24 protein-coding genes are annotated in these 25549 nt (G+C 56.7%); 10 read left to right on the top strand and 14 right to left on the bottom strand.

Annotated features, from left to right (window positions below; all coding sequences use genetic code 11):
• Nucleotides 1-25: 25 nt before the first annotated feature.
• The 4 genes from HUW52_RS16865 to HUW52_RS16880 form a co-directional block, all read right to left on the bottom strand.
• Nucleotides 26-1084, bottom strand: coding sequence for a GlxA family transcriptional regulator (locus tag HUW52_RS16865; protein WP_175554315.1), 1059 nt, complete (start codon nucleotides 1082-1084; stop codon nucleotides 26-28).
• Between the two features lie 87 nt (nucleotides 1085-1171).
• Nucleotides 1172-2194: a glycine betaine/L-proline ABC transporter substrate-binding protein ProX gene (gene proX, locus HUW52_RS16870; protein WP_175554316.1), complete on the bottom strand. Its 1023-nt coding sequence runs from the start codon at nucleotides 2192-2194 to the stop codon at nucleotides 1172-1174.
• Between the two features lie 44 nt (nucleotides 2195-2238).
• Nucleotides 2239-3192 carry a glycine betaine/L-proline ABC transporter permease ProW gene (gene proW, locus HUW52_RS16875; protein WP_102899766.1) on the bottom strand — a complete coding sequence of 318 codons (954 nt, stop codon included), beginning with the start codon at nucleotides 3190-3192 and terminating at the stop codon, nucleotides 2239-2241.
• A gap of 50 nt (nucleotides 3193-3242) precedes the next feature.
• Nucleotides 3243-4277: a glycine betaine/L-proline ABC transporter ATP-binding protein gene (locus HUW52_RS16880; protein ID WP_016986065.1), complete on the bottom strand. Its 1035-nt coding sequence runs from the start codon at nucleotides 4275-4277 to the stop codon at nucleotides 3243-3245.
• Between the two features lie 367 nt (nucleotides 4278-4644).
• Here HUW52_RS16880 and HUW52_RS16885 point away from each other — a divergent pair, with 367 nt between their 5' ends.
• The 4 genes from HUW52_RS16885 to HUW52_RS16900 all read left to right on the top strand — a co-directional run bounded on the left by HUW52_RS16885 (nucleotide 4645) and on the right by HUW52_RS16900 (nucleotide 9729).
• Entirely contained in the window at nucleotides 4645-5604 is a 960-nt protein-coding gene (locus HUW52_RS16885; RefSeq protein WP_034154055.1) for a LysR family transcriptional regulator, read from the top strand.
• A 141-nt stretch (nucleotides 5605-5745) separates the two neighbouring features.
• A complete protein-coding gene (locus HUW52_RS16890) occupies nucleotides 5746-7089 on the top strand; it encodes an MmgE/PrpD family protein (RefSeq protein WP_175554317.1) in 1344 nt (447 codons plus the stop codon).
• A 112-nt stretch (nucleotides 7090-7201) separates the two neighbouring features.
• Nucleotides 7202-8437 (top strand): aromatic ring-hydroxylating dioxygenase subunit alpha, encoded by a 1236-nt coding sequence (locus tag HUW52_RS16895; protein ID WP_175554318.1) that lies wholly within the window; start codon nucleotides 7202-7204, stop codon nucleotides 8435-8437.
• Nucleotides 8438-8577: 140 nt separating this feature from the next.
• Complete coding sequence (locus HUW52_RS16900) at nucleotides 8578-9729, top strand: MFS transporter (protein WP_175554319.1); 1152 nt, start codon at nucleotides 8578-8580, stop codon at nucleotides 9727-9729.
• Between the two features lie 8 nt (nucleotides 9730-9737).
• Here HUW52_RS16900 and HUW52_RS16905 read toward each other — a convergent pair whose 3' ends face one another.
• Complete coding sequence (locus tag HUW52_RS16905; protein WP_175554320.1) at nucleotides 9738-10301, bottom strand: hypothetical protein; 564 nt, start codon at nucleotides 10299-10301, stop codon at nucleotides 9738-9740.
• 18 nt (nucleotides 10302-10319) lie between these two features.
• A complete protein-coding gene (locus tag HUW52_RS16910; RefSeq protein ID WP_175554321.1) occupies nucleotides 10320-11252 on the bottom strand; it encodes a hypothetical protein in 933 nt (310 codons plus the stop codon).
• A 342-nt stretch (nucleotides 11253-11594) separates the two neighbouring features.
• Between HUW52_RS16910 and HUW52_RS16915 the strand changes: the two genes are divergently transcribed.
• Nucleotides 11595-12938 (top strand): MFS transporter, encoded by a 1344-nt coding sequence (locus HUW52_RS16915; RefSeq protein ID WP_371929220.1) that lies wholly within the window; start codon nucleotides 11595-11597, stop codon nucleotides 12936-12938.
• Between the two features lie 42 nt (nucleotides 12939-12980).
• Here HUW52_RS16915 and HUW52_RS16920 read toward each other — a convergent pair whose 3' ends face one another.
• Both HUW52_RS16920 and HUW52_RS16925 read right to left on the bottom strand, forming a co-directional pair.
• A complete protein-coding gene (locus tag HUW52_RS16920; RefSeq protein ID WP_175554323.1) occupies nucleotides 12981-14096 on the bottom strand; it encodes an aromatic ring-hydroxylating dioxygenase subunit alpha in 1116 nt (371 codons plus the stop codon).
• An 85-nt stretch (nucleotides 14097-14181) separates the two neighbouring features.
• Nucleotides 14182-14793 (bottom strand): dTMP kinase, encoded by a 612-nt coding sequence (locus HUW52_RS16925; protein WP_175554324.1) that lies wholly within the window; start codon nucleotides 14791-14793, stop codon nucleotides 14182-14184.
• Nucleotides 14794-14920: 127 nt separating this feature from the next.
• Between HUW52_RS16925 and HUW52_RS16930 the strand changes: the two genes are divergently transcribed.
• Both HUW52_RS16930 and HUW52_RS16935 read left to right on the top strand, forming a co-directional pair.
• A complete protein-coding gene (locus HUW52_RS16930; protein WP_175554325.1) occupies nucleotides 14921-16090 on the top strand; it encodes an aminotransferase class V-fold PLP-dependent enzyme in 1170 nt (389 codons plus the stop codon).
• A 75-nt stretch (nucleotides 16091-16165) separates the two neighbouring features.
• Nucleotides 16166-16978: a DUF1206 domain-containing protein gene (locus tag HUW52_RS16935; RefSeq protein ID WP_175554326.1), complete on the top strand. Its 813-nt coding sequence runs from the start codon at nucleotides 16166-16168 to the stop codon at nucleotides 16976-16978.
• A 56-nt stretch (nucleotides 16979-17034) separates the two neighbouring features.
• On the opposite strand, the gene HUW52_RS16940 is transcribed toward HUW52_RS16935, so the two are convergent.
• Together HUW52_RS16940 and HUW52_RS16945 are read right to left on the bottom strand one after the other, a co-directional pair.
• Nucleotides 17035-18156 (bottom strand): SMP-30/gluconolactonase/LRE family protein, encoded by a 1122-nt coding sequence (locus HUW52_RS16940; protein WP_175554327.1) that lies wholly within the window; start codon nucleotides 18154-18156, stop codon nucleotides 17035-17037.
• Between the two features lie 183 nt (nucleotides 18157-18339).
• Entirely contained in the window at nucleotides 18340-18564 is a 225-nt protein-coding gene (locus tag HUW52_RS16945; RefSeq protein WP_160057823.1) for a hypothetical protein, read from the bottom strand.
• Nucleotides 18565-18882: 318 nt separating this feature from the next.
• Here HUW52_RS16945 and HUW52_RS16950 point away from each other — a divergent pair, with 318 nt between their 5' ends.
• Entirely contained in the window at nucleotides 18883-20322 is a 1440-nt protein-coding gene (locus tag HUW52_RS16950) for an ATPase domain-containing protein (RefSeq protein ID WP_175554328.1), read from the top strand.
• Nucleotides 20323-20345: 23 nt separating this feature from the next.
• Nucleotides 20346-20708 carry a response regulator gene (locus HUW52_RS16955; protein WP_093431585.1) on the top strand — a complete coding sequence of 121 codons (363 nt, stop codon included), beginning with the start codon at nucleotides 20346-20348 and terminating at the stop codon, nucleotides 20706-20708.
• Here HUW52_RS16955 and HUW52_RS16960 read toward each other — a convergent pair.
• Entirely contained in the window at nucleotides 20703-21659 is a 957-nt protein-coding gene (locus tag HUW52_RS16960) for a fimbrial protein (RefSeq protein WP_099759155.1), read from the bottom strand. The genes HUW52_RS16955 and HUW52_RS16960 overlap by 6 nt on opposite strands.
• A 303-nt stretch (nucleotides 21660-21962) precedes the next feature.
• Here HUW52_RS16960 and HUW52_RS16965 point away from each other — a divergent pair, with 303 nt between their 5' ends.
• The gene (locus HUW52_RS16965; RefSeq protein WP_175554329.1) at nucleotides 21963-22544 is read left to right on the top strand and encodes a hypothetical protein; all 582 of its coding nucleotides are present in this window, start codon (nucleotides 21963-21965) and stop codon (nucleotides 22542-22544) included.
• Between the two features lie 38 nt (nucleotides 22545-22582).
• On the opposite strand, the gene HUW52_RS16970 is transcribed toward HUW52_RS16965, so the two are convergent.
• From HUW52_RS16970 to HUW52_RS16980, 3 genes are all read right to left on the bottom strand, one after another.
• Nucleotides 22583-24211 carry a methyl-accepting chemotaxis protein gene (locus HUW52_RS16970; RefSeq protein WP_175554330.1) on the bottom strand — a complete coding sequence of 543 codons (1629 nt, stop codon included), beginning with the start codon at nucleotides 24209-24211 and terminating at the stop codon, nucleotides 22583-22585.
• A gap of 114 nt (nucleotides 24212-24325) precedes the next feature.
• Entirely contained in the window at nucleotides 24326-24787 is a 462-nt protein-coding gene (locus tag HUW52_RS16975; protein ID WP_016984509.1) for a hypothetical protein, read from the bottom strand.
• 309 nt (nucleotides 24788-25096) lie between these two features.
• The gene (locus HUW52_RS16980; protein ID WP_175554331.1) at nucleotides 25097-25480 is read right to left on the bottom strand and encodes a type 1 fimbrial protein; all 384 of its coding nucleotides are present in this window, start codon (nucleotides 25478-25480) and stop codon (nucleotides 25097-25099) included.
• Nucleotides 25481-25549 lie beyond the last annotated feature (69 nt).

Genomic DNA, 25549 nt, shown 5'->3' on the forward strand with positions numbered 1-25549 from the left:
AAACAGTGACGATTGACTGTTTGTTTTAAAAATTCGCCGCCACGGCATAACGTCCGCTACTGGCATAGTCGTTGGCGTAGTAGTAATCCCTGAAGGTCATGGGCGGTAAGCCAAACAGATCCTTGAAGCGTTTATAGAAGTGCGGATAGCTGACAAACCCGGTGGCCAGTGCCACATCCGTCAACGAACGATCACTTTGCACAATCAGTTGCCGGGCGCGAGTCAAACGCAGTTCCAGGTAGTAGCGATTGGGTGCGGCATTCAGATAGCGGGCAAACCGTCTTTCCAGCTGCCGGCGTGACACGCCGACCTGACTGGCGATTGCGTCAATTTCCAGCGGCTCCTCAATGTTTTTTTCCATCAAGTCGAGCGCGATGTTCAAAGGCTTGGGAATCGCTGAACAGCGGAGACTGTCGGCAGTCTTCGGTTGAAGGTGTCCAGACTGGTGAACCCGTTTAATTTCATCGACCAGTGCCGCATCGTTGCGCGCTCCCAGCTCCTGCATGATTGCCAGGGTCATATCCAGCGCTGAATGAGCGTTGGCGCAAGTGGCTCGGCGCTGTGCGCAAATAAACTCACGAGCGGAAACTTTCAACTGCGGGAAATATTCATTGATCAGGCCGCAGCTGTCGCTGTGGCAGGCGAACTCGCAAGCCTCCAGCAAACCGGCATCGGCCAGATAAAACGCGGCATTCCAGCAACCGGCAACGATCCCTTTGCATGAGGACTTCTTCAGCACTCGGCGCAGCACTGGCTGTGTGGCAAGCCTCACACGCTGGCCTCCGACGACAATCACTGCATCATGACTGAAGCCTTCCGCCACCAGCCTTTGCGTGGCCAGCGACACGCCGATATCACTTTCAACCAGCCCGCCCTGCAGTGAGTAGGTCGACACCTGGTAAATCGTTTCGCCATTGATCAGGTTTCCAGTGGCCAGGGCATCCATCGCCGTTGAAAGGGTCGTCAACGAAAAATGATCGAGCAGGATAAACGCCACCCGCACCACACGTTCGTGGCCCGACATCACGGTGGATGGGCGAAAGCCGATGTTCTGTTGTTTCAACGGACTCTGGAACGTTTCCATCTTGCCTCACCCGCTCACCTTCACTGAAACGACAACCTTGTGGCTTGGCGACTGGCACGGCCCGCCGCCAAACCGTGGCCGAACCGATTACTTCGCTGCCGCCCGGGCGTCTCTCAACCAGCCGTCATAGGCTTGCTGGTTGGCCTTGATCCATTCCGCGGCATGGCGCTTGATGTCGGCCAGCGACTTCTCACCGTTTTGCATACGCAGGTTTTGCGCACTTTCAGCGGCCGTCGGGATGCTGACTTCAGAGAGGAACTTGCGCGCCACCGGGTTCTTTTCGGCGAACTCTTTGCTCATGACGGCATTGATCGTGTCCACCGGGAAACCGAGGTTCTTGCCGTCGTGGAAGGTGTCCTTGCTTTCCTTGCCATCCGGCAGCGAAGTGAACGGCACCGGCAACCAAACCACGTCACGCCCTTCTACCAGAACACTGGCGATCCACTGCGGAACCCAGGTGAAGAACAGCACGGGTTTGCCTTGCTGAAAGCGCGCAATGGTGTCCGCCATCAACGCGAAATACGAGCCGCGGTTGTCGACCACCGTTGGCCCCAGGCCGTAGGCTTTCATGTGGTGCTCGACCATGATCTCGCAGCCCCAACCCGGGTTGCAGCCTGTCAGGTCAGCCTTGCCGTCACCGTTGCTGTCAAAGAGTTTGGCGATTTCGGGTTTCTTCAGGTCCGACAGATCCTTGATCTGATAAGCCTCGGCGGTCTTCTTGTCGATCATGTAGCCCTGCAGCACGCCTTTCATGACTTGCCCGACCTTGACCATCACGTCATCGCCGCCGGCCTTTTCATAAAACGCTTGGTGCAGGTGTTCCCATTCATGCACGGTGAAGTCCGCATCGCCGTAAGACAGCGCGAGGAACATCGCCGGGTAGTCGACTTCTTTTGGCTGCTTTACGTCGTAGCCCAGTTCCTTGAGGCCTGCGATCACTACCTCGCCGCGAAAGCGCTCTTCGGCGATCGTCGGGAAGATCGGCGTAATCGACACACCAGCACCGGGTTTGTTGGCATCGGCCGCGTAAACCGCCGAGCACAATAAGGTGCCAAACACCGAAGCCACCAGGCTCGCCACCACGCTCTTTTTGAGATTTGTCAGTTTCATGTTTCACCACGCTTGGAGTTTTTTAATGGGTGAGCAGGGCCAACTCAATTTGTCACTGGACGTGCAACGTTCTTCTTTTTCTTCAGTTTCATGACCAGCCCCACGGGGCCGCTTTCATACCAGCGCTGACCGCTGGCCAGATCGCTGCTGCGCTCTCCCATTGCCTGGGTCAGTCGATCAAGGAATACCGCGAGCAGCACCAGGCCGGCGCCGCCGACGCTGGCCAGGCCCATGTCGAGGCGGCCGATGCCGCTCAACACCATCAAACCCAGACCGCCCACCGAGATCATCGAGGCGACGACCACCATCGACAGCGACAGCATCAATGTCTGGTTGAGACCGGCCATCATCGTCGGCGCCGCCAACGGCAACTGCACCTTCATCAGCATTTGCGTAGCCGTGCAGCCGAACGCTCGGGCGGCTTCGACCTTGTCCGCAGGGACCTGACGAATACCAAGGTTGGTCAGCCGCACCAGCGGCGCGACGGAAAAGATGATGGTGACGATCACACCGGGGACGTTGCCGATACCAAAGAGCATCACCACCGGCACCAGATAGACGAACGCCGGCAGTGTCTGCATGGCATCCAGCACCGGGCGGATGATCATTTCCGTGCGATCACTGCGTGCACACAGGATGCCCAGCGGTATGCCGATCACTGCGCAGAACAACAGCGATGTCAGCACCAGGGCGAGCGTGACCATCGCATCGCTCCACACACCGATCAGCCCAAGCCCGGTAAGGGTGGCGACGCTGAAAATGGCGATGCGCTTGCCGCCAATCTGCCAACTGATCAGTCCGGCAATGATGATGAACACCGTCGGCGGAACCGACAGCAGTCCCCACTGCACACCGTCCAGCACTTGATCGACCGGCCAACGGATCGAGCGAAACACTTCCCTGAAGTTATGCACCAGGTATTTAAGGGCGGTTTCCACCCACGATCCCAAGGGAATATTGAGACTTTGAAAAGGATCTAAAAAGTTGAAGTCTGACATGATGCTACCTCGCACTCAGAAACGGCATATCAATGCTGATTATTCGCAGTTCAGCTGTTACACAGGCAGCTCAGAAGATGGCCTTGCGAAATCGAACCTTTATAAAGTCCAACTTCATCCACCACCGGCATGGGAGTTGCCGAGGCAGCAACCAGATGAAAGATGTCTCGAAGAGACGCTTCCGCTTTAATAGGCGTTTGCCCGCCCGGTATATAAGCGACATTGCAATCCTGTTGCGCGATATCACCCGCTTTCAGAATGCGACTGGTGTCGAAGCCATTAAAGAAATCACGAACATATTTATTCACCGGGTTGCACAGAAGTTCGCGCGGAGTGCCGATTTGCACCACCCGCCCGCCTTCCATGATCGCAATGCGGTGACCGATGCGAACCGCTTCTTCTATATCGTGGGAGATGAAAATGATCGTGCGGTCCTGCTCGGCCTGGAGCTTGATCAGCTCCCCCTGCATCTCGCTGCGAATCATCGGATCGAGTGCCGAGAACGCTTCGTCCATCAGCAGAATGGCGGGATCATTGGCCAGCGCGCGGGCCAGGCCGACACGTTGTTGCATACCGCCGGAGAGTTGGTGAGGAAAGCTCAGCTCCTGCCCCGAAAGCCCGACCTGCTCCAGTGCGCCCATCGCGCGGCAATAGCGTTCCTTCTCGCTGACACCGCTTATTTCCAGACCGAAGCTGACGTTGTCGATGACACTCATGTGCGGCATCAAAGCAAACGACTGGAAGACCATGCCCATGTCTTTGCGGCGAACCTGCAACAAGTCCTTGTCGCCCAGGCCGGTGATTTCCTTGCCATTGAGAAAGATCTGCCCGGACGTCGGTTCAATCAGCCGGTTAAACAATCTGACCATGGTCGATTTGCCGGAGCCGGACAACCCCATGATCACAAAAATCTCGCCACGGCGAACAGAGAAGTTGGCATCAAAAACACCAATCGCCTGACCGGTCTTTTTGAACACTTCAGCTTTTGATGCGCCTTCTTTAACCATTTTCATGGCAAGTGCTGGCTGCGTACCGAAGACTTTGAAAACATTCTTTACGCAAATGATCTCGTCGGAACTTGTCATACCTTGCCTCCTTCGCATCGTGCATCTTTCGCATTAAGCGACAGGCAAACGAGCAAAAATAATTGTAAGCGGCAGCGGTAATGAATAAATGTCTTCACGACGGGCTTCCTTTTATTATTTTTGAGGTCCCAGGAAAAAGGGATGTTTCAAATCTATTAGCATCACCCCGCTTAATCCAACTACATTTACAGGGGCAATTCGATAACGTCGGGTTATCGGTTGCGACGACTGCCACTGCCGAGTGCCGCGTCAGCACCATGAGCGACCGGGTCTATCCCCAAAGCGACGCTCGCGTAGCCCTCCCCGCACGGTTCCGTTACCCTCCTCGCGCTTCGTTGGGGAGCTGTATCGTTAGGAGTGTGTACGAATGAGCAAGCATGTCGACCCTGACACCATCCTGCTGAAAATGCCGTCCTTGAGGGCTGTGAAGGCATTTGTGGCCGCCGCCAAATACGAAAGCTTCACCCGTGCGGCCGAGGCATTGTGCGTTTCGCAAGCCGCGATCAGCCGGCAGATCCGTGAACTGGAAAGCTATCTGGGCGCGCAACTGTTTACCCGGGTCGGCCGTGCGGTGGAACTGACGGCCGCTGGTGCGGTGTTCTTCGATGCCGCGCAACTGTCGTTCGTCAACATCGCCCAGGCCGCCGAACGCATCCGCAGCAGTCAGTCGACCAAGAAGGTCCTCACCGTCTGTTGCTCGCCAGCCTTTTCCGCACTGTGGCTGTCGAATCATCTGCAGGAGTTCTTCGCCCAGTGCCCGGACATCGAACTCAACCTGATCACCACGCAGAACTTTCTGACCATGGAACCCGGTGTACAGCCGGACATCTTCATCACCAAGATTTCGCGCATCCGTGATGGTTATAGAAGCTATCCGTTGTGCCACGACGTGATTTACCCGGTGTGCACCCCGCAGTACCTGGAAAAGCACCCGGAGATTGCGACGATCGAAGGTGTGCGCGATTCGGCCCTGCTCAACCTGAGTCCCTATGGCCGCTCGCAAGTCGCCGAGCATGTCGACTGGGGTGTGTGGCTGGCATTTCAGGCTATCGATATCGATGACCGCCCGCCGAACAGTCCGCAGATCTTCAACGCCAACGACTACAACCTGCTGATCAGCATGGTCCTGACCCATCAGGGCATTGCGCTGGGCTGGAATCACCTGGTCACGGGTTTGGTGCAACAAGGCTTGCTGGTGCGACCGATCGAGCAACAGGTGCAATTGCGCAACAGCTGGCACTACCTGAGCTGTCGCGAAAGCTCTGAAAACGAAGATGAGTTGCGGCGTTTTCGTGAATGGATTCTGGCGAAGTTTCCCCGCCGTTAATTCAGTCGGCACAGGCGTCGGCTGATTTGGTTATCAATTGCCCGCCGAAAATGTTGCTAGAGCGGCACCCTCCCCCTGGCTCATTGTTGAGCTGCGCCGGCCATGATCGGTTCGGCTCAACTCACAGGAAGGGATTGTTGAATGTCACTCTTCGAATTCTGTCGCGACTTTGATTTCCTCGATGCCCCGCTCAAGACCCGTGCAATCGTGCAGGACAGTCTGCTGGATATCGTCGGCGTCATGGCCGGTGCGGCCAGCAATGACACCAGCAGCGCCATGCGACGTTTTGCCGAACAGCATTACCCGACGGGCGCCTATAGCAGTCGCCTGATCTTTGCCGGACAGCGCGTCAACGTACTCGGCGCCGCCTGGGCCGGAGGATTCAGCGCTGACAGCCTCGACGCCCATGAGGGCCACTTCAAATCCAAGGGTCACGCCGGTGCCACCGTTGTTCCCGCCGTGCTCGCCCTCGCCGATGCGCTGCATCATCAGGGTCAGTCAATTAGTGGTCATGAACTGCTCACCGCCCTGTGCATCGGTTATGAAACGGCGCTGCGGGCCGGCTCCGCATTGATGGCGACCTCGCCGACGTATCACGCATCCGGCGGTTTTTCCGCGCTGGGCGTGGTGTGTGCCGGGCCGCGCTTGCTGGGCTTTGATGAGCCGACCTTTCGCCACGCCTTGGGCATCGCTGAGTACTTCAGCGCACGCTGCCCGATGATGCGCGTGGTGCAAGCACCGACGATGCTGCGCGATGCCCACGGCGCAGGCGCATTTGCGGGTTTGAACGCGCTGCTCATGGCCCGGGAAGGCATCACCGGTGCACCGGCAGAAACGGTTGAAGACGTCACCGTCGCTGAATACTGGACCGATATCGGTACACGATGGGAGATCGACAGTCAGTACTTCAAACCCTGGCCGGTTTGCCGCTGGGCGCAGCCGGCGCTGACCGCCATGCTCGAACTGCAGCGGGAAAACCCTCAGATCGATGCCGACTCCATTGAAACTGTACGCGTCGAAACGTTCTATGAGTCGATGTGTTTGCAGGGGCATACGCCGAGTGACGCCGATCAGGCGCAGTACGCCCTCGCCTTTCCGCTGGCCGCACTGATTGTCCGGGGCAAGGTCGGTCCGCAAGAAGTCACCGGAGCGGCGATTTTTGCTGAAGATATTCTGGCGTTGAGCCGCCGTATCGAAATCGTCGAAGCCGCCGATATCTCCGCCCGATTCCCCGCCGAAATCCTCTCGCGATTGACCATCACCCTGAAAAACGGTGCCGTGCTGGTGAGTCCGGTCACCGCCGCGCGGGGCGATCCCGAAACCGCCCTCAGCGAAGAAGAGCTGGATCATAAATTTGATCTGTTCGCCAGCGGTCTCGGTGTAGAGCGCAGTGCCGAGGTGAAAACAGCGATCAAACACATTGCCCAATCCAGCTGCGCCATTACCGCCCTGGAACCGATTTTTCACCCGGTTTTGGCACTCTAGCCACGTGCTCATCGATAACGCCAACGCATGAATTGCCCACAGCAAATGTCGTTTGTGACGTCTGTCCTGGGACATATAGGCTGAGAACCATGTCGCCTATGGGAGGATAACAATGAACAATAAAGAAAGCGTTTTTGACCTGATTGCACAGCGTAAAGCCTGGCACTCGCTGCCTGGCGCTCTCTACAGCAATGAAAGCGTTTACCGCCAGGATCTTGAGCAGATCTGGCACAAGGACTGGATCTTCGCCGGCCACACCTTTGAAATCACCAAGCCGGGGCAGTATTTCACCCTGCAGATCGGTGACTATCCCGTTGCCGTGGTGCGCGGCAAAGACGGAGAAGTCCGGGCGTTCCATAACGCCTGCCGTCACCGTGGCGCGAAAATCTGTGAGGCGGATCACGGCAAAGTGGCGAAGATGGTTTGCCCGTATCACAAGTGGACGTATGAGCTGGATGGCAACCTGTTGTTCGCCGGCAACATGGGCCAGGATTTCGACAAATCCCAATACAGTCTGAAAAGCGTTCACTGCGAGATCGTCGATACCTACATTTATGTCTGCGTGGCCGCCAAGGCTCCCGACTTCGAAGGATTCCGCAAAGCTGTCAGCCCTTTTGTAGCGCCGCACTATCTTGAAAACTGCAAAGTGGCGTTCGAATCGAACATCGTCGAGAAAGGCAACTGGAAACTGGTCTTCGAAAACAATCGCGAGTGTTACCACTGCGACGGCTCACACCCGGAGCTGTTGCATTCGTTCGTCGATAATCTCTCGGTGGGCGGCATCAGTGGCGAAGATGATCCGGAGCTATCGGCCTACTGGTCCAAGTGCGAGAGCGCCGGGTTGCCAAGCCGTCTGGTGATGGATATCAATGGTCAGTTCCGCATGACCCGTATTCCGCTGTCATCCGGTGCCGTCAGTTACACCATGGATGGTAAACCGGCCGTTGCCGGACGCCTGGACAAGACAGCTGAAGCGGACATCGGCGCGCTGCTGTACTTCCACTACCCCTCCACCTGGAATCACTTCCTCGGTGACCATGCGTTGAGCTTCCGGGTGCTGCCAATCAGCGCCACCGAAACCTTGGTCACGACCAAATGGCTGGTACCCGACAGCGCAGTGGAAGGCGTGGATTACGATCTCGAACGCCTGACCAAAGTCTGGATTGCCACCAACGATCAGGACCGCACGCTGGTCGAGGGCACCCAGCGTGGCGTGACCTCGCCGTCGTACGAGCCGGGCCCTTATTCGGAAACCGCCGAGACCGGTGTTTGTCAGTTCGATGACTGGTACTGCGCGACCATGATGGAACGGCTCAAAGGCCCCATCCCTTTGAAGTCTGTTGGCTGACCCGTTCTCCTCACCAGTTCCATCCCTCTTCCCTGCCAGCATCCCGACGGATGCTGGCAGGGACTCTTTTGTCCCGAAAAGCTGTTGTTCCGGTTCGTCGCCAAAAAAGCCGGGAGACACCGATAAGGATGTCCGCATCAATGAACGCTTCGACGTCATCCCTGGCAGCTTATGCGAACTACGGCGAGCGCATGTCCACGCGCATCGTATTTTTGATCACCGGCATTGTGATGTCGGCCTGGGCGCCGCTCGTGCCGTTGGTGAAAGCGCGCACGGGACTTGACGACGGCGGACTGGGCCTGTTGTTGCTGGGATTTGGTATCGGCTCAATCGTCGCCATGCCGTTTGCCGGTTACCTGACTGCACGGTTTGGCTGTCGGCCAGTGATCATCTGCTCAACTCTCGCGTTGTGTTCGGTGCTGCCGATGCTCAGCCATCTGACATGGCTGCCGGGGCTGGCTCTTGCGGTGCTGGGGTTCGGCGCCAGCATGGGCATGCTCGATTGCGCGATCAATATCCAGTCGATCATTGTTGAAAAGAACAGCGGCGAAACCCTGCAATCCGGTTTTCACGGGCTTTACAGCGTCGGCGGTATCGCGGGTGCCGGGGCCATGACGGCGATGCTCAGCCTGGGTCTGGATCCGCTGTTGTCTGTGCTATGTCTGGTAGCGATCATCCTCGCCGCACTGTACAAGGCTGCGCCGAGTTTGCTGCCCTATGGCACCGAGAGAGACGGTCCGTTGTTGGCGCTGCCACGGGGGATCGTGCTGCTGCTGGGCTGCCTGTGCTTCATTGTTTTTTTGACCGAAGGCGCCATGCTCGACTGGAGCGCGGTTTTCCTCGCCTCGCAACGCGCAATGGAACCCAGCTACGCCGGTTTGGGCTATGCGAGTTTCGCCGCGGCGATGACGCTCGGGCGCCTGACCGGAGATGCCATCGTCAGCCGGCTGGGTGGCATTCGCGTGGTGGCGCTGGGCGGGATCTGCGCGGCGGCGGGTATGCTGGTTTCGCTGGTGTTCGAGAGTTGGCAGGCGTCCTTGCTGGGTTATGCCTTGGTCGGCATCGGCTGCTCGAACATTGTTCCGGTGCTGTTTACGGCGGCGGGTCGGCAACAGCGCATGCCGCAGCGCACCGCGATTCCGGCGATCATCTCCATGGGCTATGCCGGCATTCTCATGGGCCCGGCATTTATCGGCATGATTGCCCACCTCAGTACGCTGTTGGTCGCGTTGGGTGGCTTGGTTTTTCTGTTGTTGTTTGTCAGTTACGCCGCGAGATTTTTGAAAGCCTGATGTGCTCGTCACATGCCTTTGGAACATTGATCTGCTTTAAGGAAATCTCTTAGCGAAGCCTGATAAATGCCCAGTGGTCGATTCTCGGGCTGCAACAGTGCAAATGGAATCACCACGAGATGTGAAACCGTGGTCGCGCTCACTGAGTAAGTTCTTTGCCTGCAAACGCCGTTTTCTTTATTTAGAATGAAATCAAACTTGAACAGGTCTGGCCTCGTACACCAACTCGGAATCAAACCAAAACTCAACCCCGTCAAATACTCTTGTGTGCAAGCGCCACCCAGTGAAAATTCCGAGACTTTTATTTCCAGTGCAGGGAGGCTCGAGGCTACAGGGCTGGAGCTGAGATCCTGTGCATTTGGAATAATGTTCTTTGTCAGCGCATAGGCGTCTTTGCCAAGGCGACTGTTTTTCCAGGGAGAGTCTATTTTGTAGCTGAAGCTGGAGATGATTTCCTGGGTTGCGGTTCCAGCGTGTTCGTTGATTGTCGGCACGGTCGCATAGGAGGTACATCCTGAACACAGCATCGCGACACTGACAACAACACATCCATGGGCTATTAAGCGGCGCATTCTAAATTTCAGTCCCCATTATTGATCAGCCATTGCACTGGCGTTTTTCTGGCCTGCTTCGGCCAGCTTCTTTTGCACATAAAAAAGCATCAGCACCGAGTTTCTCTGAGCCTGCCGAGACTGTTGTTCGAACAACGCCACAAGCTGTTCTTCACGCTTGCACCCAGCATTGACATTGCCCTTTGCAAATTCGCAGGTACCGTATTGGCCCCAGCCTTTGCGGGCTTCATCGGTGTCTCGCGCGGGGTAAACCCAATACGCGTTCCATGCACCGTCGACGACAGGTTTACCAGCCGCGTCTATCTGCTCTATCGCTTGCAAGGTTGCTGTGGCAGCGGCGTCCAGAAAACGTCGAGGGTTGGCATCGGCTTTACTCGCCTCATCACGAAGCGCCTGACACTGCGCGTCAGACAAGTCGAAAACAGGCAGCGCTTCAATGCTCTCGAACTCATCAAACGGATCGGAATGATTGCCCGGCAACTTGGCGTGGTAAGCCGGGATTACATGGCCGGGTACGCTCATGTCCTGTATGTAATGCAAGACTCTTCCCGCTTGCTCGTATACCGCAACGGGATCGGCATCAGGTGCCACCAGCAGTGCGTTCAGCTTTTCAATACGTTTGGAAAAAATCACATCCAGGCTGCGATTGGCGAACCAGAATGGCTCAAGCTTTTTATTCCGGTTATAGAAGTGCCAATTGGTAGCGCGCTGAGGGAGCGTCAGCAGGTTTGAATCCTCAGCGTCAGTGCCAGTCGCCAATGCCTCGGCCAACTGCTCGGGCAACTTTACTCCCGGGCAGCGTTGATACGCCTGAGCTGCTCTCAGTGCATAGGCCGAATGCAGGTCGGGATTGAAGGCGAAGGCCGGGGTTGAAGGGTTGAACAGCAGCGATAGGCCAAATGCTGCGAGGTAACGTGTTGCGGCTGTTCGGCCTAGCGGGGTGGCTTCCATGCTGTTGATCTCCTGAAACTTGCGTGATTGCGGAACACTGACCGTACGCGAAGCAATTTAGCACTTAGGTGATGGCAAAAAGCTGTTTTTTGCTCAGCCACTCAGGACTAGCATAAATGGCAACACCTGCGTCCTAACGTCGCAGCAAGCAGCTCTTGGCAAATCCTGCACAAGCCTTAGAATCCCGCGCTCTCTTGCAGCCCCATCGGTGGCTGCCTGCATCACGGTCACAAAAACGCGTTCCTGAATGGCTGGCCACACCTCGCTGACGTGTGTCCGACTCAACCGCCCTGCCCGTTCGGCAGGCATTCGCACCACACATTTTTTCGGCTTGGCAATCGCATGCGCAGAGGCGCACGTTGCGCTGTTCGATCTCTAGAGGTTTTTATGTCTCCGCGTTTGCTGGCCATGGCGCTGGCGCCCCTGCTCGGGCTGTTCATTGTTGCGCTGGGCAACGGCTTTCTGTCTTCCCTGACCACCCTTCGACTGGACGCTGCCGGTGCCTCGACCACGATGATCGGTATCGTTTCATCGGCCTACTTCATCGGCCTGACTTTGGGTGCAGTGTTCAATGACCGCTTGATCCTGCGCATCGGCCATATCCGCGCCTATGGCAGTTTTGCTTCGCTGATCGCCGTGACCATCCTGTTGCAGGGCTTGTTCTATGACACCTGGGGCTGGTTCGCCCTGCGTTTGATCAACGGCTGGGCCACGGTCGGCGTGTTTCTGGTGATCGAAAGCTGGCTGCTGCTGGCGGGTGACGCGAAGATTCGCGGGCGCTTGCTCGCGTTGTACATGATCGTCTTGTACGGCGCCGGTGTGCTGGGCCAGGCAACGCTGGGCAAAATCACCGGGTTGAGCGACAGCGCGCCGTTCATGGTCGCCGGCATGCTCGCCTCGTTGTCGGTGCTGCCGATCGTGATCCTGCCGCGCGTTTCGCCATTGCTCGATCAGGTTGAACCGCTCAAACCCCGGCAACTGTTGGGCGTGACGCCGACCGGGCTGGTCGGCTGTTTCGGTTCAGGTGTGACCATCGCGGCGATTTACACCTTGCTGCCGCTGTATCTGCAGCGCAGCGGACTGAATGTCGGTGAGGTCGGCAGCATGATGGCCTGGACGATTCTTGGTGCGATGCTCCTGCAATATCCGGTCGGGCGTTGGTCCGATCGCAAGGATCGTTTGCAAGTGCTGACGATTCTGACAGTGGCGTGCACCTTGCTATCACTGGTGATCGTGCTGGTGCCGTTGTCCTCGACGATGCTCGCGGTGATGTTGTTTCTGCTCGGCGGCGGTGTGTTTGCGCTTTATCCGGTTGCCGTCAGCCACGCCGCCGACCGCGCGCCTGCCGAAGCGTTGGTGCCGATGATTCAGGGCTTGCTGCTGATCAACTCGCTGGGCTCGGCGATCAGCCCGATGATGATCTCGCCGGTGATGAACTCGTTCGGCGCCAATGGACTGTTCTGGGTGTTTGCGCTGGTCAATCTGTGCATGGTCACCTTCTTCCTGTGGCGCCGTGGCAAACGTCCGGTTCCGGCCAATCCCGCGCCGTTTGCAGCGGCAGCAACCTTCTCGCCGACAGGTGCGGAACTGCGGGTGACCGAAGACTTGCGTCAGGCGGTGCAGGAGCATCCGCCGATGGTCGATGCATTGAGCGGTGAGCCTTCGCCTCAGTGCGAGACGCGCTAAGAGTTGCGTCAGTCTGCGTCAAGCGCAGGCTGGCTCGCGCCACTATTGGGATTCGTGGGTGATGTCCACGAGCGGAATCGGCTCAATCGCCCAAGCGCGAATCTGACGACGTTCAGGGCTGGGTATCGCGCAGGCCTTGCGTCCGGTGAAAGTACGCGCAAGACGCTCTTCATCGATGCGCCAACCGCGCTGTTCCAGTGCCTGTACGTCTCGGCGAAAGGCAATCTGCAGCGCGTCGGATTTCAGCGAAACCTCCTGCTGAAAAGAGTCCGGCACGCGCTCGGGCCGGACGTTTTTCAATACGGCATGATCTTGCTCGAAGATACGGATATTGCTCGCAATGAACCGGCGATCCAGCAGTCGTGAGCGCAGGAACGTTCTGCCCATCATCCACCAGGTGCGCGTGCGATTGGCGTCAATCGGCACGTGCGCCGAGACGATGTAGATCCGCCAGCCGTTGGGCAACTCAAGCTCAAGCGTTGTACAAGGGCCGGACAGGTGAAACCCCGGAACAGTCACCACACTGACAAACTCGGTGGAGGATTTGCGCCGCATCAGCCCTTTGCGTGCTGGTCTGCGCATAAGCATTTGCGCGCTGCCGCTCCACGCATCGCTGTCGACCTCGAACGATTCAATCTCCGGATGATCCGGATCGCCAAAGGTTGAACCATGGACAAACGGTGCGTGCGCGAAGTCCAGACCGTTTTCGATGATCCGGTCCCAACTGGCCTGCCAGTCAAAGTGGCCCGAGACCACGCGGATGGCGGGATCGTCAACCCAGTCGAGCGTCGGCAACGGCGGACGCTCAGGCTCCGGCAGATCACCTAAAAATGCCCAGATCCAACCGTAGCGTTCAAGCGTCGGGTACGCATCGACGCGGGCCTTGGCGGGAATCCGCAGGTCGGGCTGCGCCGGTATCTGCGTGCAAACGCCGTCACCGCCAAACCGCCAGCCGTGATAGGGACACTGCACGCTGTTGCCGACCTTGCTGCCGGCCGACAGTGAGCCGCCGCGATGAACGCAGATATCCGACAGCACGTGAGCGACACCCGCGTCATCGCGGAACGCCACGAACGGTTGTCCGAGCAATTGAACCGGCATCAATCCATCAGTCAGCTGTGACGATGGGAGAACGACATACCAGAGGTTTGTGAGCATGGGGGGCGTGTGATCCGTCAGTACGGTGAGTTCATGTCAGAGAAACCTGACATTCAAACTAGATCAGGCGGCGCTGATTCGACAATCAGCCAAGCACTTTATAGATCTCTGCAACTACCTGAGTCGTTGCGGCTTCGATGGTTCCTTCGTTACGGCACAACATCCAGCCGTGATCGACAACCGCCTGCTCGAACATCTCGCTACAGGTGACGTGCTCTGCGTGTTTCTGGATTACTGTGCCGCCTAGTCCACGCGATCGTGCAGTCGCCCTCGCCCATGAAATATCCGGCGCAGTGACAACGCCGACATGCAGGTCCGGCACGCGCACGCCTCGCTCGATGTTCAACTGCAGAATCTCGGCAAACGGCACGCTATGGCGAAATGCGGCATCCGACGGATACCAGCGATCGATCATGATGATGCTGTTCAATGGCTGTTTGGGCAGCACCCGCTCAGAAATCCAGCGACGGCTATCCGCAAGGCGCTGACACACCGCCCACTCCAGATCCCGCGAGGGATGTCTGGCGAGTTGGTTGACCAGGGCCATGGTTTCGCCGCGATACGGATCACTTTTTCTCTCGCACAGCCGAACGACTTTCTGGTTGTTTGCCCGCAGTGCGGCGGTCACAGCCTCCAGCAGTGTGGTTTTGCCGGTGCCCTTGGGCCCATCCAGAGAAATAAACAGCGGCAGCTTCATGGTTCACGCAACGATCGAGACATTGCTGAGCACTCTAACCTCATTTGCGCAATTCAATGAGCTGATCCCTGCCCTTTGCCTACACTTGCTTGCCAATGATGTTTACCCCTCTGCCAAAGGAGTCACCATGTCCAAGCTCTATCCGAGCATCGATCCCGAGGGATTGGTCGAGTATTCCGTGGTCTACACCGACCGCTCGCTCAATCACATGTCGCAGTCCTTTCAAGGCGTAATGAAGAACATTTCCACGACCCTGAAACAGGTTTACCACGCCGAAGCGGTGGCGGTGGTTCCGGGCAGCGGTACATTCGGCATGGAAGCGGTGGCGCGGCAGTTCGCCACCGGCCAACAGTGCCTGGTGATACGCAACGGCTGGTTCAGTTATCGCTGGAGCCAGATTCTGGAGATGGGCAACATCCCGGCGGCCACTACGGTGCTCAAAGCTCGGCCGGTCGAGACGGGTCGCCAGGCAGCCTACGCCCCGCCGCCGCTGGACGAAGTACTGGCCGCCATTGCGGCGCAGAAACCGAAAGTGGTCTTCGCGCCCCACGTTGAAACTTCATCCGGAATCCTCCTGCCCGACGAGTACCTGCGAGCGGTCGGCGACGCCGTGCATGCGGTGGGTGGGCTGTTCGTGCTGGACTGCATCGCCTCCGGCACCATTTGGGTGGATATGCACCAATGCGCGGTCGACCTGCTGATCAGCGCCCCGCAAAAAGGCTGGAGCGCCTCGCCTTGCTGCGCCCTGGTGATGTTCAGTGCTGTGGCCCTCGAGCGCATCGAGCAGACACAAAGCAGCAGCTTCGCCTGCGACCTGAAAAAGTGGCTGCAGATCATGCAGGCCTACGAACAGGGCGGACATGCCTATCACGCGACGATGCCCAGCGATTCCCTCGCACGGTTCAACGACGTGATGAAAGAGACGCAAGCGTACGGCTTCGACAAGGTTCGCGACGAGCAACAGGCGCTGGGCGATCGGGTGCGCGCGCTGTTGACCGGCAAAGGCATCAAAAGCGTCGCCGCTGCGGGCTTTCAGGCACCCGGCGTCGTGGTGAGCTACACCGATGATGCCGATATCAAGAACGGCAAGAAATTTTCCGAGCACGGCCTGCAGATCGCTGCCGGCGTGCCGCTGCAATGCGACGAGCCGGCCGACTTCCAGACCTTCCGCCTCGGGCTGTTCGGACTCGAAAAACTGCAGAATATCGAGCGCACGGTCAGCCTGCTTGAGCAGGCACTGGATGAGGTGATGGCTGAGTTAGCCCTCCTCTGCCCGCAACACATAACTAACGTTTGAGTGCCAGGAAGGCGAAATAGAACCCCTCCTGGCAAGAAGGGTCTGCTCTCCTATGCCCCTTCAGGAATACACCCCATGTCCGCGCAACACAGCCTTGTAATACTTGCCCGGGGAGGCTACGCCGCTCGGGGGGTGCTGTATTTGATCATCGGTATCTTCGCCTTGCTCGCCGCCCGGGATTCGACCCGACCCAAGGACAGCCACAAGAGCCTGGAGGCCTTGCTAGGCCAGCCATTCGGCTATTTTTTAGTTGGATTGGTGGTGGCGGGTCTGCTCGCCTTTGCGGCCTGGCGTGTCTTGCAAGCTACGCGTGATGTCGACCATCACGGCAAACAACTCAAAGGCCTGGTGATTCGCGCCGGCCTGTTGGCGGGAGGTCTGGTCAACGGGGCTCTGGCGTTTTTTGCATTGGGCCTGCTCATGAGCGGCATCAAAAGCTCGGGCAATGCCGGTGGGCAAACCAAAGATTGGCTGGCGCATCTTTTGTCGTGGGAATACTCGAATGTGTTGGTGTACGTGATCGCTCTCGTTCCACTCGGAGTTGGCATTGCTCACATCATCAAGGGTTGGAAAGCGTCGTTCGAACAGTATTTTGCGGCCGATGAAGAAGTCATGCGCTACGTCCGCCCGGTATCCCGGTTTGGTCTGATCGCTCGCGGACTGGTGTTTATAGAGATTGCATTGCTCCTGGCAATCAGCGGTTCCACCTATCAAGCCATGGATCCACCGGGTCTGAAAGAAGCGCTCGATGCGCTGCAGAATCTACCCGCGGGCTGGCTGATTTTGATGATGATGGCCTTGGGGTTGATTGCCTTCTCGGTTTACAGTTTTTCTGAAGCGTACTGGCGCAAGATCAATATGGATGTGCCGGGCGTCTCCAGGCCGTAGGGCTTCATAAAACAGCCGGAAATGCAGCGCATCCTCAGATGCACTGCAGGCTATTTTTACAGCGCAAACGTAGCCCCGCGGGTATTCACAAACAGTGAGTAGATCGAGTGACTGCTGGCCATGAACAGGCGATTCCCCTCGCGTCCCCCAAAGCACAGATTCGGGCAGCGCTCCGGCAGGGAAATGTGCCCGATGGCCTTGCCCTGCGGATTGAAAACGCGCACGCCGTCGAGTTTTTCCAGGTCGGCCTTGGGATCACCGTTGCCACCCCAGCCGCACCACAGGTTGCCCGCTTCATCACATTTGATGCCGTCGATCGCGGCATACTCCAGCCCTTCGATGTGCTTGCGGCGTTCGCCCAGTGTGCCGTCGTCTTTTACGACAATCGCCCAGATCAGCCGATTGGGTTTGGCGCGACCTTCAACGACGTACAGGGTTTTTTCATCGGGCGAAAAGCACAGACCGTTGGGGCCGTTGAGGTCGTCGATCACCCGGGTGACTTTTTTGCTTTCGCCGTCGATGCGGTACACGGCGTGGGGTTGGCTCGGGGTGATTTTGTGGCCTTCGTAGTTGTTGCTGGTCTGGAAGGGCGGGTCGGTGAACCAGATGGAACCGTCACTTTTGCAGACGATGTCGTTGGGCGAGTTGAAGGGCTTGCCGTCGAAGCTGTCGGCCAGCACGGTGATCGTGCCATTGGCTTCGGTGCGCGTGATGCGCCGGCCTTCGCTGGTCGTGGTGGAGCCTTCGCAGACAATCAGGCGCCCTTGGCGGTCCCGGCACATGCCGTTGGAAAAGTTCGAGTGTTCGCGGTACACGCTGAAGGTGTCGGTGATTTCGTCCCAGCGCATGATGCGATTATTGGGAATGTCGCTGACCAGCAAATAGCGGCCATCACCGACCCACACCGGCCCTTCGGCCCAGCGCATACCGGTGGCAAGTTTTTCTACACTGGCGTTGAAAACACGTAGTTCGAGGAAGCTGTCGTCGAGGATGTGAATCAGCGGATCAGGGTAACGCTGACTCAAGGGCTCGGCAGCCTCGGCGAGTCGGGTTAGCGCGGTACTGCCGACGGTGGCGAGCGTGGCGGAAACAGCGAGGGATTTTTTCAGGAAACTGCGGCGGGTATTGCCTTTCGCTGGGTCAAGGCTTTCAGAATTGGCGGACAGGGATGAGTCCATGTAGCGATCTCCGTGGTTTTATTTTTTTTGTGGGAGACGTAGTAATACCTTGTGATAGGACATCGTACAAGTACATCGTTGCGATGGCCGTATGACGCATACAACGGTGACAACCTCTCCCTGCGCTTTGCGGTACTCCATCCAAGATAATGCTCGCGACGCGCTGCTCGGGTCGGCAAGTCGTTAGCCAAACATTGTTTTATAGCGTTGAAGCGTTAAGTCTCTCGATAGTTGCTGAAGCATTGCTGCCTCATGCTGCAGTAAGCCGATTATCTCAACGACGCTGTTCGCCTCCTTGTTCGTCAGTTTTTGCAGAATGCTTAACAGGTCAGCGGCGCAGCTTTCGTTCACAGCGGCAGACTCAACCAGTCTTAGCTGAAGATTTTGAAGGTCACGCAGAGGTTTCATCGGCTTAATCCTTCGACGAGGGCATTATCTGAGGTCTCACCCCCATTCTCAGGACTCATCAAGAGTTTTCCTATCAGACTGTTCCTAAAATCGCGCTGAACTTGATTTGAAACGGGTTGAGTTCTCGATTGATAACGGTGCCCTTGGATGGGCACCGTTTTCGAAAGGTTTGGCAGAAGTCACGGGGGCGTGGAACACGCCAAAACCATATGTTCCAACGCTACTTTCCCTCCACCGGCATGGCCCTGAAATGGAAATGGCGTTAGCATTTCACCCATTCGGCTTAACAAGCCTGTTTTTTCAGATCAGGGTCGCAAAGTGGAAAAGCTAAAACGCCTTCAAAGCGGAATCGAAGGGCTCGACGCGCTGCTTCAGGGTGGCCTGGTCGCGGGTGCTTCGTACATCGTTCAGGGCCGCCCCGGTTCCGGCAAGACCATCCTCGCCAATCAGCTCGGCTTCAATCATGCCCGCAATGGCGGTCGCGTTCTGGTCGCCACGTTGCTGGCCGAGTCCCACGACCGGCTGTTTCAGTTTCTGTCGACCATGAGTTTTTTCGATGCGTCGCGAGTGGGCGCTGAAATACAGTTTGTCAGCGCTTTCGATACGCTGGAAAACGAAGGCCTCGATGAAGTGGTGAAACTGCTGCGGCGCGAAATCAGCCGGCAGAAAGCGACGGTCATGGTCGTCGACGGTTTGCTCAACGCGCGCTCGAAGGCCGACTCACCGATCGACACGAAAAAATTCATCTCCGAACTGCAAGGCCATGCGGCATTCGCCGGTTGCACCGTGCTGTTTCTCACTAGCTCGCGCCTGGACGACGGCAGTCCGGAACACACGATGGTCGACGGCGTCATCGAAATGGGCGAAGAGCTGTTCGGCACGCGATCGGTGCGACGCATTCACCTGCGCAAGACCCGCGGCAGCGGCGCTTTGACCGGTGTTCACGAGTGTGAGATCACCGAAAACGGCCTCGTGGTCTATCCGCGCCTGGAAAGTCTGTACAAACGCCCTTCCGCCCCCGACAGCGCAGACATGACACGCATTCCCAGCGGCATCGTTTCGCTGGATGACATCCTCGGTGGCGGCTTGCACAGCTCCAGCGTCACGCTCGTCATGGGGCCTTCCGGGATCGGCAAAACCACGCTGGGGCTGAAGTTTCTCGCGCAGTCGACGGCCGAAGCGCCGGGCCTGCATTTCGGCTTCTATGAGAGCCCGCAACGGCTGCGACTCAAAGGCCGTTCGCTGGGCATCGATATTGAACAAATGGAACACAGCGGTGCGCTGAGCATTGCCTGGCAGCCGACCACCGAGGGCTTGCTCGACGCCCTCGGTGCGCGCCTGCTGAGCCTGGTCGATGAAAAAGGTATCAAGCGCCTGTTCATCGACAGCCTCAGCGGTATGACTCGGGTTTCAACCACACCGGAACGCATCACGGACTTTTTCAGTGCACTGATGAACGAGCTGCGATCCCGAGGCGTCACGGTCTTCGCCTCCTGGGAAATGCGCGATCTGTTCGGCTCCGAGGTCAGCGCACCGAATTCCGACCTGTCCAGTATTGCCGACAACCTGATTCTCATGCGTTTCTTTGAAAATCACGCTGAACTTCGCAGGACGCTTTCCATTCTCAAGATACGTGATAGCTCCTACAACCCTTCGCGGTTCGAGGTAGTCATCCGTGATCAAGATGTGTTCCTGGAAAAGGCTTTGAGAAATGAACCTTCCGTCTCATCTGAGTCATTGCCTGGTTCAATATCGTAAGTCTTCGAGCGGGTTGAAATAACATGACCACCATCCTGGTAGTCGACGACGAGTATCTGATTGCTGACATTCTTGGCTTTGCGCTGGAGGATGAAGGCTTCATGACGGTGACGGCCAGCAATGGCAAAAAAGCCCTCGAAGTGCTGGAGAGAGAACGGCCAGCACTGATCATCACGGACTTCATGATGCCGGTCATGGACGGCCTCGAATTCGCCGAAGCCGTGCGTGCCCAGCCTTGCGTCAAACACCTGCCGATCATTCTCATGAGTGGCGCGCAGGCGCACATTGGCATGCAGCGCTCGGATCTGTTTGACGTGGTGCTGCCCAAGCCTTTCGACATTGAAGTGATTGTGGCTGAGGTGAAGAAGCTGTTGGCCTCCTCATAGATACTCAACGACAAAGGCAATTTCGGCATTTGCATCGCCCGGCTTCATTTGCGCATTGGAAGGTTCAATGCGCACGAAGCGCGCTTGCAAGTTTATAAATTCATTCCCGCCTTGCTCTGTGGGCGCTTTCCTTATGTACTTCTGATTCAGCTTGAGCTGCGTTCTGTCACCGAAGCGCAACTGCAATGCCAACCCTTTTGCAGTGGAATTACTGTTCAGTTTTACCACGCCCGTATTGGCGTCCCACACAGGGCTGCCCGCAGTGGGCGAAAAGGCGAACCTGAAGTTATTGATTCCAGGAGGACAGTTTTTCAAACCAAGGTAGAAGAGATGATCCTTGCCATAGGCACCGTTCTGGAAAAAATCGCTCAGGGTATAGCTACCCATATCCACTTTTACATCGGGGGTTTCGCAAGACTGTGAGACGATCCGCGTGCCGGTTACATTCATTGCCAAAGGCTCGATCTCACCAGCGACAAACTTCCCCAGTTGGCCTGAGTTTATCGTCGTACCACCGGTTAGATTTGCCGTCTTTATAAGCCGCAACATGTGCTGGCTGCCGTTCCATCCCCAATTGCCAGCGACGTCACTATCCCCAGGAAAGCCTTTCCATACTTTGCCCGATGGCGGTCGAATCCATTGCCAGCCGATCCCGGTATTTCCAAGAGGAAAAGTCTGCGCGCCTGCATTGGTGACGCCCCTGGAATTGCGCACACCTTCATTGTGTACCGCAGAGCACTTGAACGAACTGGGGATACTTCCCATGGTCACGATCGGGCTTTCATAGATAACCGAGCCAATGGGTGTATCCCGCGGCACCGAGATCGTGGCCGGAAGGGTAATATAGAGATTGCCCATGGTATGGTTGGGATAAAACTCGCAAACTGCCGCCATTGCATTTAAGGGCAGCAAATACAAGAATCCAACAATTAAAATATGGAGAAACTTCATAACACTCTCTCTGTAGCTGCCTTGCTAGCAAACAACTGAATAGTGGGACGAGTGCGCGAATATTTTCGACAGAAAACTACCGCAATCGGAGCAGGACGATAATAAAAAATATGCTCTAACGCAAAACCTTTAATTATTCAAGAACAAGACAATTCTCATGGCTTTATATGAACGATTGAATAAGAAGCTCTATTTAATAATTCGGTATGGCGCGCCGTGTGGGCATCGATTTTAAGACTCGTCTTAAAGGCACAACGAAACTCGGCCATTACACTGGCCGCTCTTGATAGGAGAAACGATTCCGTGAGAGCCCTCGATACCCTCAATAGTCCAAAACCCCAGAGCAACGCCGCCATCTACTGCCTGACGATTCTGGCACTGGCGCTGATCGCCATGACTGTGGTCGCCGGTTACCAGCTCAATGAACTGTTTCCACTGAAGGCTGTGGTGCAACAACAGGAGGTCCAACTCACCCATCGCGCCGATGCTATCCAGTCAATGAGCGCAGAACTCAAGCGCCTGGCAGAACAGAAGCAAGCCCTGGAAACCGATCTGCTTAACGCGAAGGAACAAGTGAAGGCTGCCGAGACGGCAAAGACCGAACTGGAAAACACTCAACGCGCGACGCAAACCAGCACCGCGCTAGAGGATGAAGATTCTCTGTGCGCGATCATCGAGCAAAATATCCGCCTCGTAGCGGATCAGCTCAGTCGCGACGACTTCTTTCGCTTGCGTGATGAGCGCGAAGCTGAAGCCGAAGCGGTGCTTGAAAGCTATGAAAAACAACTCGCCACCTGCATTGAACAACTGACGGCACAAACCGCATCGCCAGCTCAGAATTCTGCACCCGATGTGCAAGACTTCACTTCACCGATCAAGCACTGATAAAAAAAGCCCTGGCAACCAGGGCTTTACGCTCACAGTCAGAGCTTGAATTCCTTGGTCAATTTGTTCAGCGACGCCGCTAACTGCGAGAGCTCCGCCGATGCAACTGCCGTCTGTTTAGAGCCTTCTGCGGTTTCGCAAGACAGGTCGCGAATGCTGATCAGGCTTCGATCCACTTCGCGCGCAACCTGAGCCTGCTCTTCGGCAGCGGTCGCCATCAGCAGGTTTCGTTCATTGATAAGATTCAGAGAGCCAGTGATGTCGGTCAGCACTTCGCCGGCGATATTGGCCATCTTGAGTGTTCTTTCGGCCTGAGAGCGGGTGTGGCTCATGGAAGAAACCGCCCGACTGGTGCCCGACTGAATGGAGCTGACCATGGACTCGATGTCCTCGGTCGATTTCTGCGTACGCTGGGCCAGCCCTCTCACCTCATCAGCAACCACGGCAAAGCCACGGCCCGCCTCCCCCGCCCGCGCTGCTTCGATGGCCGCGTTCAAAGCGAGCAGATTGGTTTGTTCGGCGACTTCTCGGATCACGTCCAGCACGCTGCTGATATCGCTCGCCATCGTAGAAAGCGCCTGCACTTCTGCCGAAGTGCTATGCACGCTGGAAACCATCAGATTGATTGCCGCAACCGTTTCGCTGACCCGGGTTTTACCGGCGATGGCTGCGGCGCTTGATTCCGACGTCAGTTGCGAGGTCGATGCGGCGTTGCCCGCAACCTGTTCCACCGCTGCACTCATTTGCGTCACGGCCGTGGCGGCCATTTCGATTTCATGGCTCTGACGCTGAGTGATACGCGAGATATCTTCGGTGACGCCGTGCATGACTTCCGAGGTTTCGGCCAACTGCGTGGACGAGTCACGGATCATGATCAGCGCATCACGCAAACTGGTTTGCATCGCCGCCAGTGACGACAGCATCTGCGCCGCCTCATCGGAACCATCCAGCGCGATGGTTTCGCTCAAATCGTTGGCGGCGATGCATTCCGCAACCCTTAGCGAGCCTGCAATCGGCACCGTCAGGCTGCGGGTGTACAACACTGCCAAGGCCAAGGAAGCACCGATGGCAATGACAATGAACACACTGACGATCAACAGCGTATGTTCGTAAACATTGTCGGCCTGCTTGCCCGCTTCATAAGCTTCAATTTCGTTGAGAGCAATCAGCTTCTTGAGCGCGACCTGCACGCCGTCCGAGGCGGCACGCATCTGATTCTTTGACAGCGCAATGGCCGCTTCAAGCTGCCCTTTTGCCACGGTTTCAAGGTATTGGTCCTGCGCCTGATCATTGACCTGTTGTGCTTTGGCGAACGCCTCGAAGGCCTCACGCCCGGCGTCAGTTGCCAGCAGATCAATGAGCGCTCGCTGATGATTTTTGATGAGCTGACGCGACTGCTGAATGTCCATCAAGGCCTGAGCCTTACGCTCAGGGGTTTCGATAGGGTTGCGCAGGCGGGCGTTATTGCCCTTGATTTCGATGAACTCACGATCCAGTTGGCCGAGCAGCTTGATGCTTGGCACGATGGTCGTCTCGACATAGGTCTCTGCCTTGTTGAGCAAGTCGACTTGCTGCAAGGCGATCAGTCCGATCGCGATAATCATGAGACAGAACAAGCCAAAACACAGCGCCGAACGCGGCGCGAGATTGAGTTTACGAAGCAGCATGATGCTTACCTTAGAGTGTATTCAAGACAATGGGGCAAACGAGTGGGCAGCACAGCAGGCGCTGGGCAATAGCACCTCAAAGCACAAGCGGATTACCGCGCGAAGGCGCAACAGCTAGCGGTTTGCACCTGAAGAAAGGGTGGAATCGGATGAGGCCGGCTCCGCCAGTTCCTTGAGCGTCGGGTCGGCCAGCATCAGAAAATCCGCCAATCGCGGCAGATTGATTTTCGAGACCAGACGCATCCAGCGTTGCGGATGCGGGTTGAAGAAGGTCTTCGACCACTGATGATCATCACTGGGGTTGAAAATCAACAGGTGACGAATCAGCGGGTTTTCCCCAAAAAAATCGAGCGGATCCATTGCCATCTCGTTGAGCAACTCAGCATTGACGACGACCAGGCTGAGCCGTTGGGGGCAGTAATACGTCAGTATTCTCAGGTCACGATAAGTACAGACGTTCACTACGCTGAGACAGCCCAGCTTGTTGAACTGTTGTTCAATCGACAGACCTCTACGCACGTCGTTATCGGCGATCAGGATCCGCAAGGATCGACTTCGGTTATTTTCAAGAAACATCGGACACCTTTGGCAGCTCCATTCTTCCTTTCAAGAAAATAACCAAGGGCCAACCAGTCCGATATGAGACTTGTCTCAAAATGACCACGGGGATCGCTGAACGAAAACCACACCTTGATGACAAGCCCGCGCTAGCGGGGCCCGGCCTGGTTCAAAGTCTTTGGAGGGAGGGATTTTGCAACGGTGGCGAGTGGCGCAATGCCAGAAGCGCGGGACGGTTGTGTACGAACCAGACAATTCTCATTATTAACGCCCCTTGTTGTCAGTAACCTTGAAACAAGAGGCGCAAACTCATTCTTTCTCAGCCCATCAAGGTAGCGTCAGCGTCACGACGTAATTGCCAGTCGTTATCGGGTGGCCCTTGGTGTCCGTGAGCAGCAGGCGCTGGTCGTAATATTTTTCCTGCTCGTGGGTATCGGCAATCATCTTTACGAACACTTGCTGGCGCGGCTCACCCCGCCCTGCCGCACTGACGTTGGTCACCGAGAAGATCTGACCAGTGCTCGCCTGCGGACAATCAAGCAGCTCGACAGAAGCAGAAGCGCGGCTGGCGCCACTCGCCATGCAACTTGCCTCGACGATCTGTCCGCTGAAGCGAATCACTCCGCTGACGGGTGCAGACTGGGCCGCGCTGACGGTGTCAAAACCCAGCAGGCAGAGACAGGCAATCAATAAAGGACGTCGAATGATCATCGCGAAACTCCATGGTTATTAACCAAGGTATCGCCCGTTGCAAAATGATCTTTAACGTCCCCCTTCAAT

It is taken from the genome of Pseudomonas sp. 43A (assembly GCF_013363935.1).
In the GTDB taxonomy this organism is placed as follows: Bacteria; Pseudomonadota; Gammaproteobacteria; order Pseudomonadales; family Pseudomonadaceae; genus Aquipseudomonas; species Aquipseudomonas crudilactis.

Coding starts and splice junctions, on each gene's coding strand:
- HUW52_RS16945 (WP_160057823.1), bottom strand. CDS start 18,564: ATGAAACCTCTGCGTGACCTTCAAAATCTTCAGCTAAGACTGGTTGAG.
- HUW52_RS16935 (WP_175554326.1), top strand. CDS start 16,166: ATGTCCGCGCAACACAGCCTTGTAATACTTGCCCGGGGAGGCTACGCC.
- HUW52_RS16940 (WP_175554327.1), bottom strand. CDS start 18,156: ATGGACTCATCCCTGTCCGCCAATTCTGAAAGCCTTGACCCAGCGAAA.
- HUW52_RS16865 (WP_175554315.1), bottom strand. CDS start 1,084: ATGGAAACGTTCCAGAGTCCGTTGAAACAACAGAACATCGGCTTTCGC.
- HUW52_RS16980 (WP_175554331.1), bottom strand. CDS start 25,480: ATGATCATTCGACGTCCTTTATTGATTGCCTGTCTCTGCCTGCTGGGT.
- HUW52_RS16920 (WP_175554323.1), bottom strand. CDS start 14,096: ATGCTCACAAACCTCTGGTATGTCGTTCTCCCATCGTCACAGCTGACT.
- proX (WP_175554316.1), bottom strand. CDS start 2,194: ATGAAACTGACAAATCTCAAAAAGAGCGTGGTGGCGAGCCTGGTGGCT.
- HUW52_RS16900 (WP_175554319.1), top strand. CDS start 8,578: ATGAACGCTTCGACGTCATCCCTGGCAGCTTATGCGAACTACGGCGAG.
- HUW52_RS16975 (WP_016984509.1), bottom strand. CDS start 24,787: ATGTTTCTTGAAAATAACCGAAGTCGATCCTTGCGGATCCTGATCGCC.
- HUW52_RS16905 (WP_175554320.1), bottom strand. CDS start 10,301: ATGCGCCGCTTAATAGCCCATGGATGTGTTGTTGTCAGTGTCGCGATG.
- HUW52_RS16880 (WP_016986065.1), bottom strand. CDS start 4,277: ATGACAAGTTCCGACGAGATCATTTGCGTAAAGAATGTTTTCAAAGTC.
- HUW52_RS16925 (WP_175554324.1), bottom strand. CDS start 14,793: ATGAAGCTGCCGCTGTTTATTTCTCTGGATGGGCCCAAGGGCACCGGC.
- HUW52_RS16960 (WP_099759155.1), bottom strand. CDS start 21,659: ATGAAGTTTCTCCATATTTTAATTGTTGGATTCTTGTATTTGCTGCCC.
- HUW52_RS16885 (WP_034154055.1), top strand. CDS start 4,645: ATGAGCAAGCATGTCGACCCTGACACCATCCTGCTGAAAATGCCGTCC.
- HUW52_RS16910 (WP_175554321.1), bottom strand. CDS start 11,252: ATGGAAGCCACCCCGCTAGGCCGAACAGCCGCAACACGTTACCTCGCA.
- HUW52_RS16895 (WP_175554318.1), top strand. CDS start 7,202: ATGAACAATAAAGAAAGCGTTTTTGACCTGATTGCACAGCGTAAAGCC.
- HUW52_RS16930 (WP_175554325.1), top strand. CDS start 14,921: ATGTCCAAGCTCTATCCGAGCATCGATCCCGAGGGATTGGTCGAGTAT.
- HUW52_RS16890 (WP_175554317.1), top strand. CDS start 5,746: ATGTCACTCTTCGAATTCTGTCGCGACTTTGATTTCCTCGATGCCCCG.
- proW (WP_102899766.1), bottom strand. CDS start 3,192: ATGTCAGACTTCAACTTTTTAGATCCTTTTCAAAGTCTCAATATTCCC.
- HUW52_RS16955 (WP_093431585.1), top strand. CDS start 20,346: ATGACCACCATCCTGGTAGTCGACGACGAGTATCTGATTGCTGACATT.
- HUW52_RS16970 (WP_175554330.1), bottom strand. CDS start 24,211: ATGCTGCTTCGTAAACTCAATCTCGCGCCGCGTTCGGCGCTGTGTTTT.
- HUW52_RS16915 (WP_371929220.1), top strand. CDS start 11,595: ATGCGCAGAGGCGCACGTTGCGCTGTTCGATCTCTAGAGGTTTTTATG.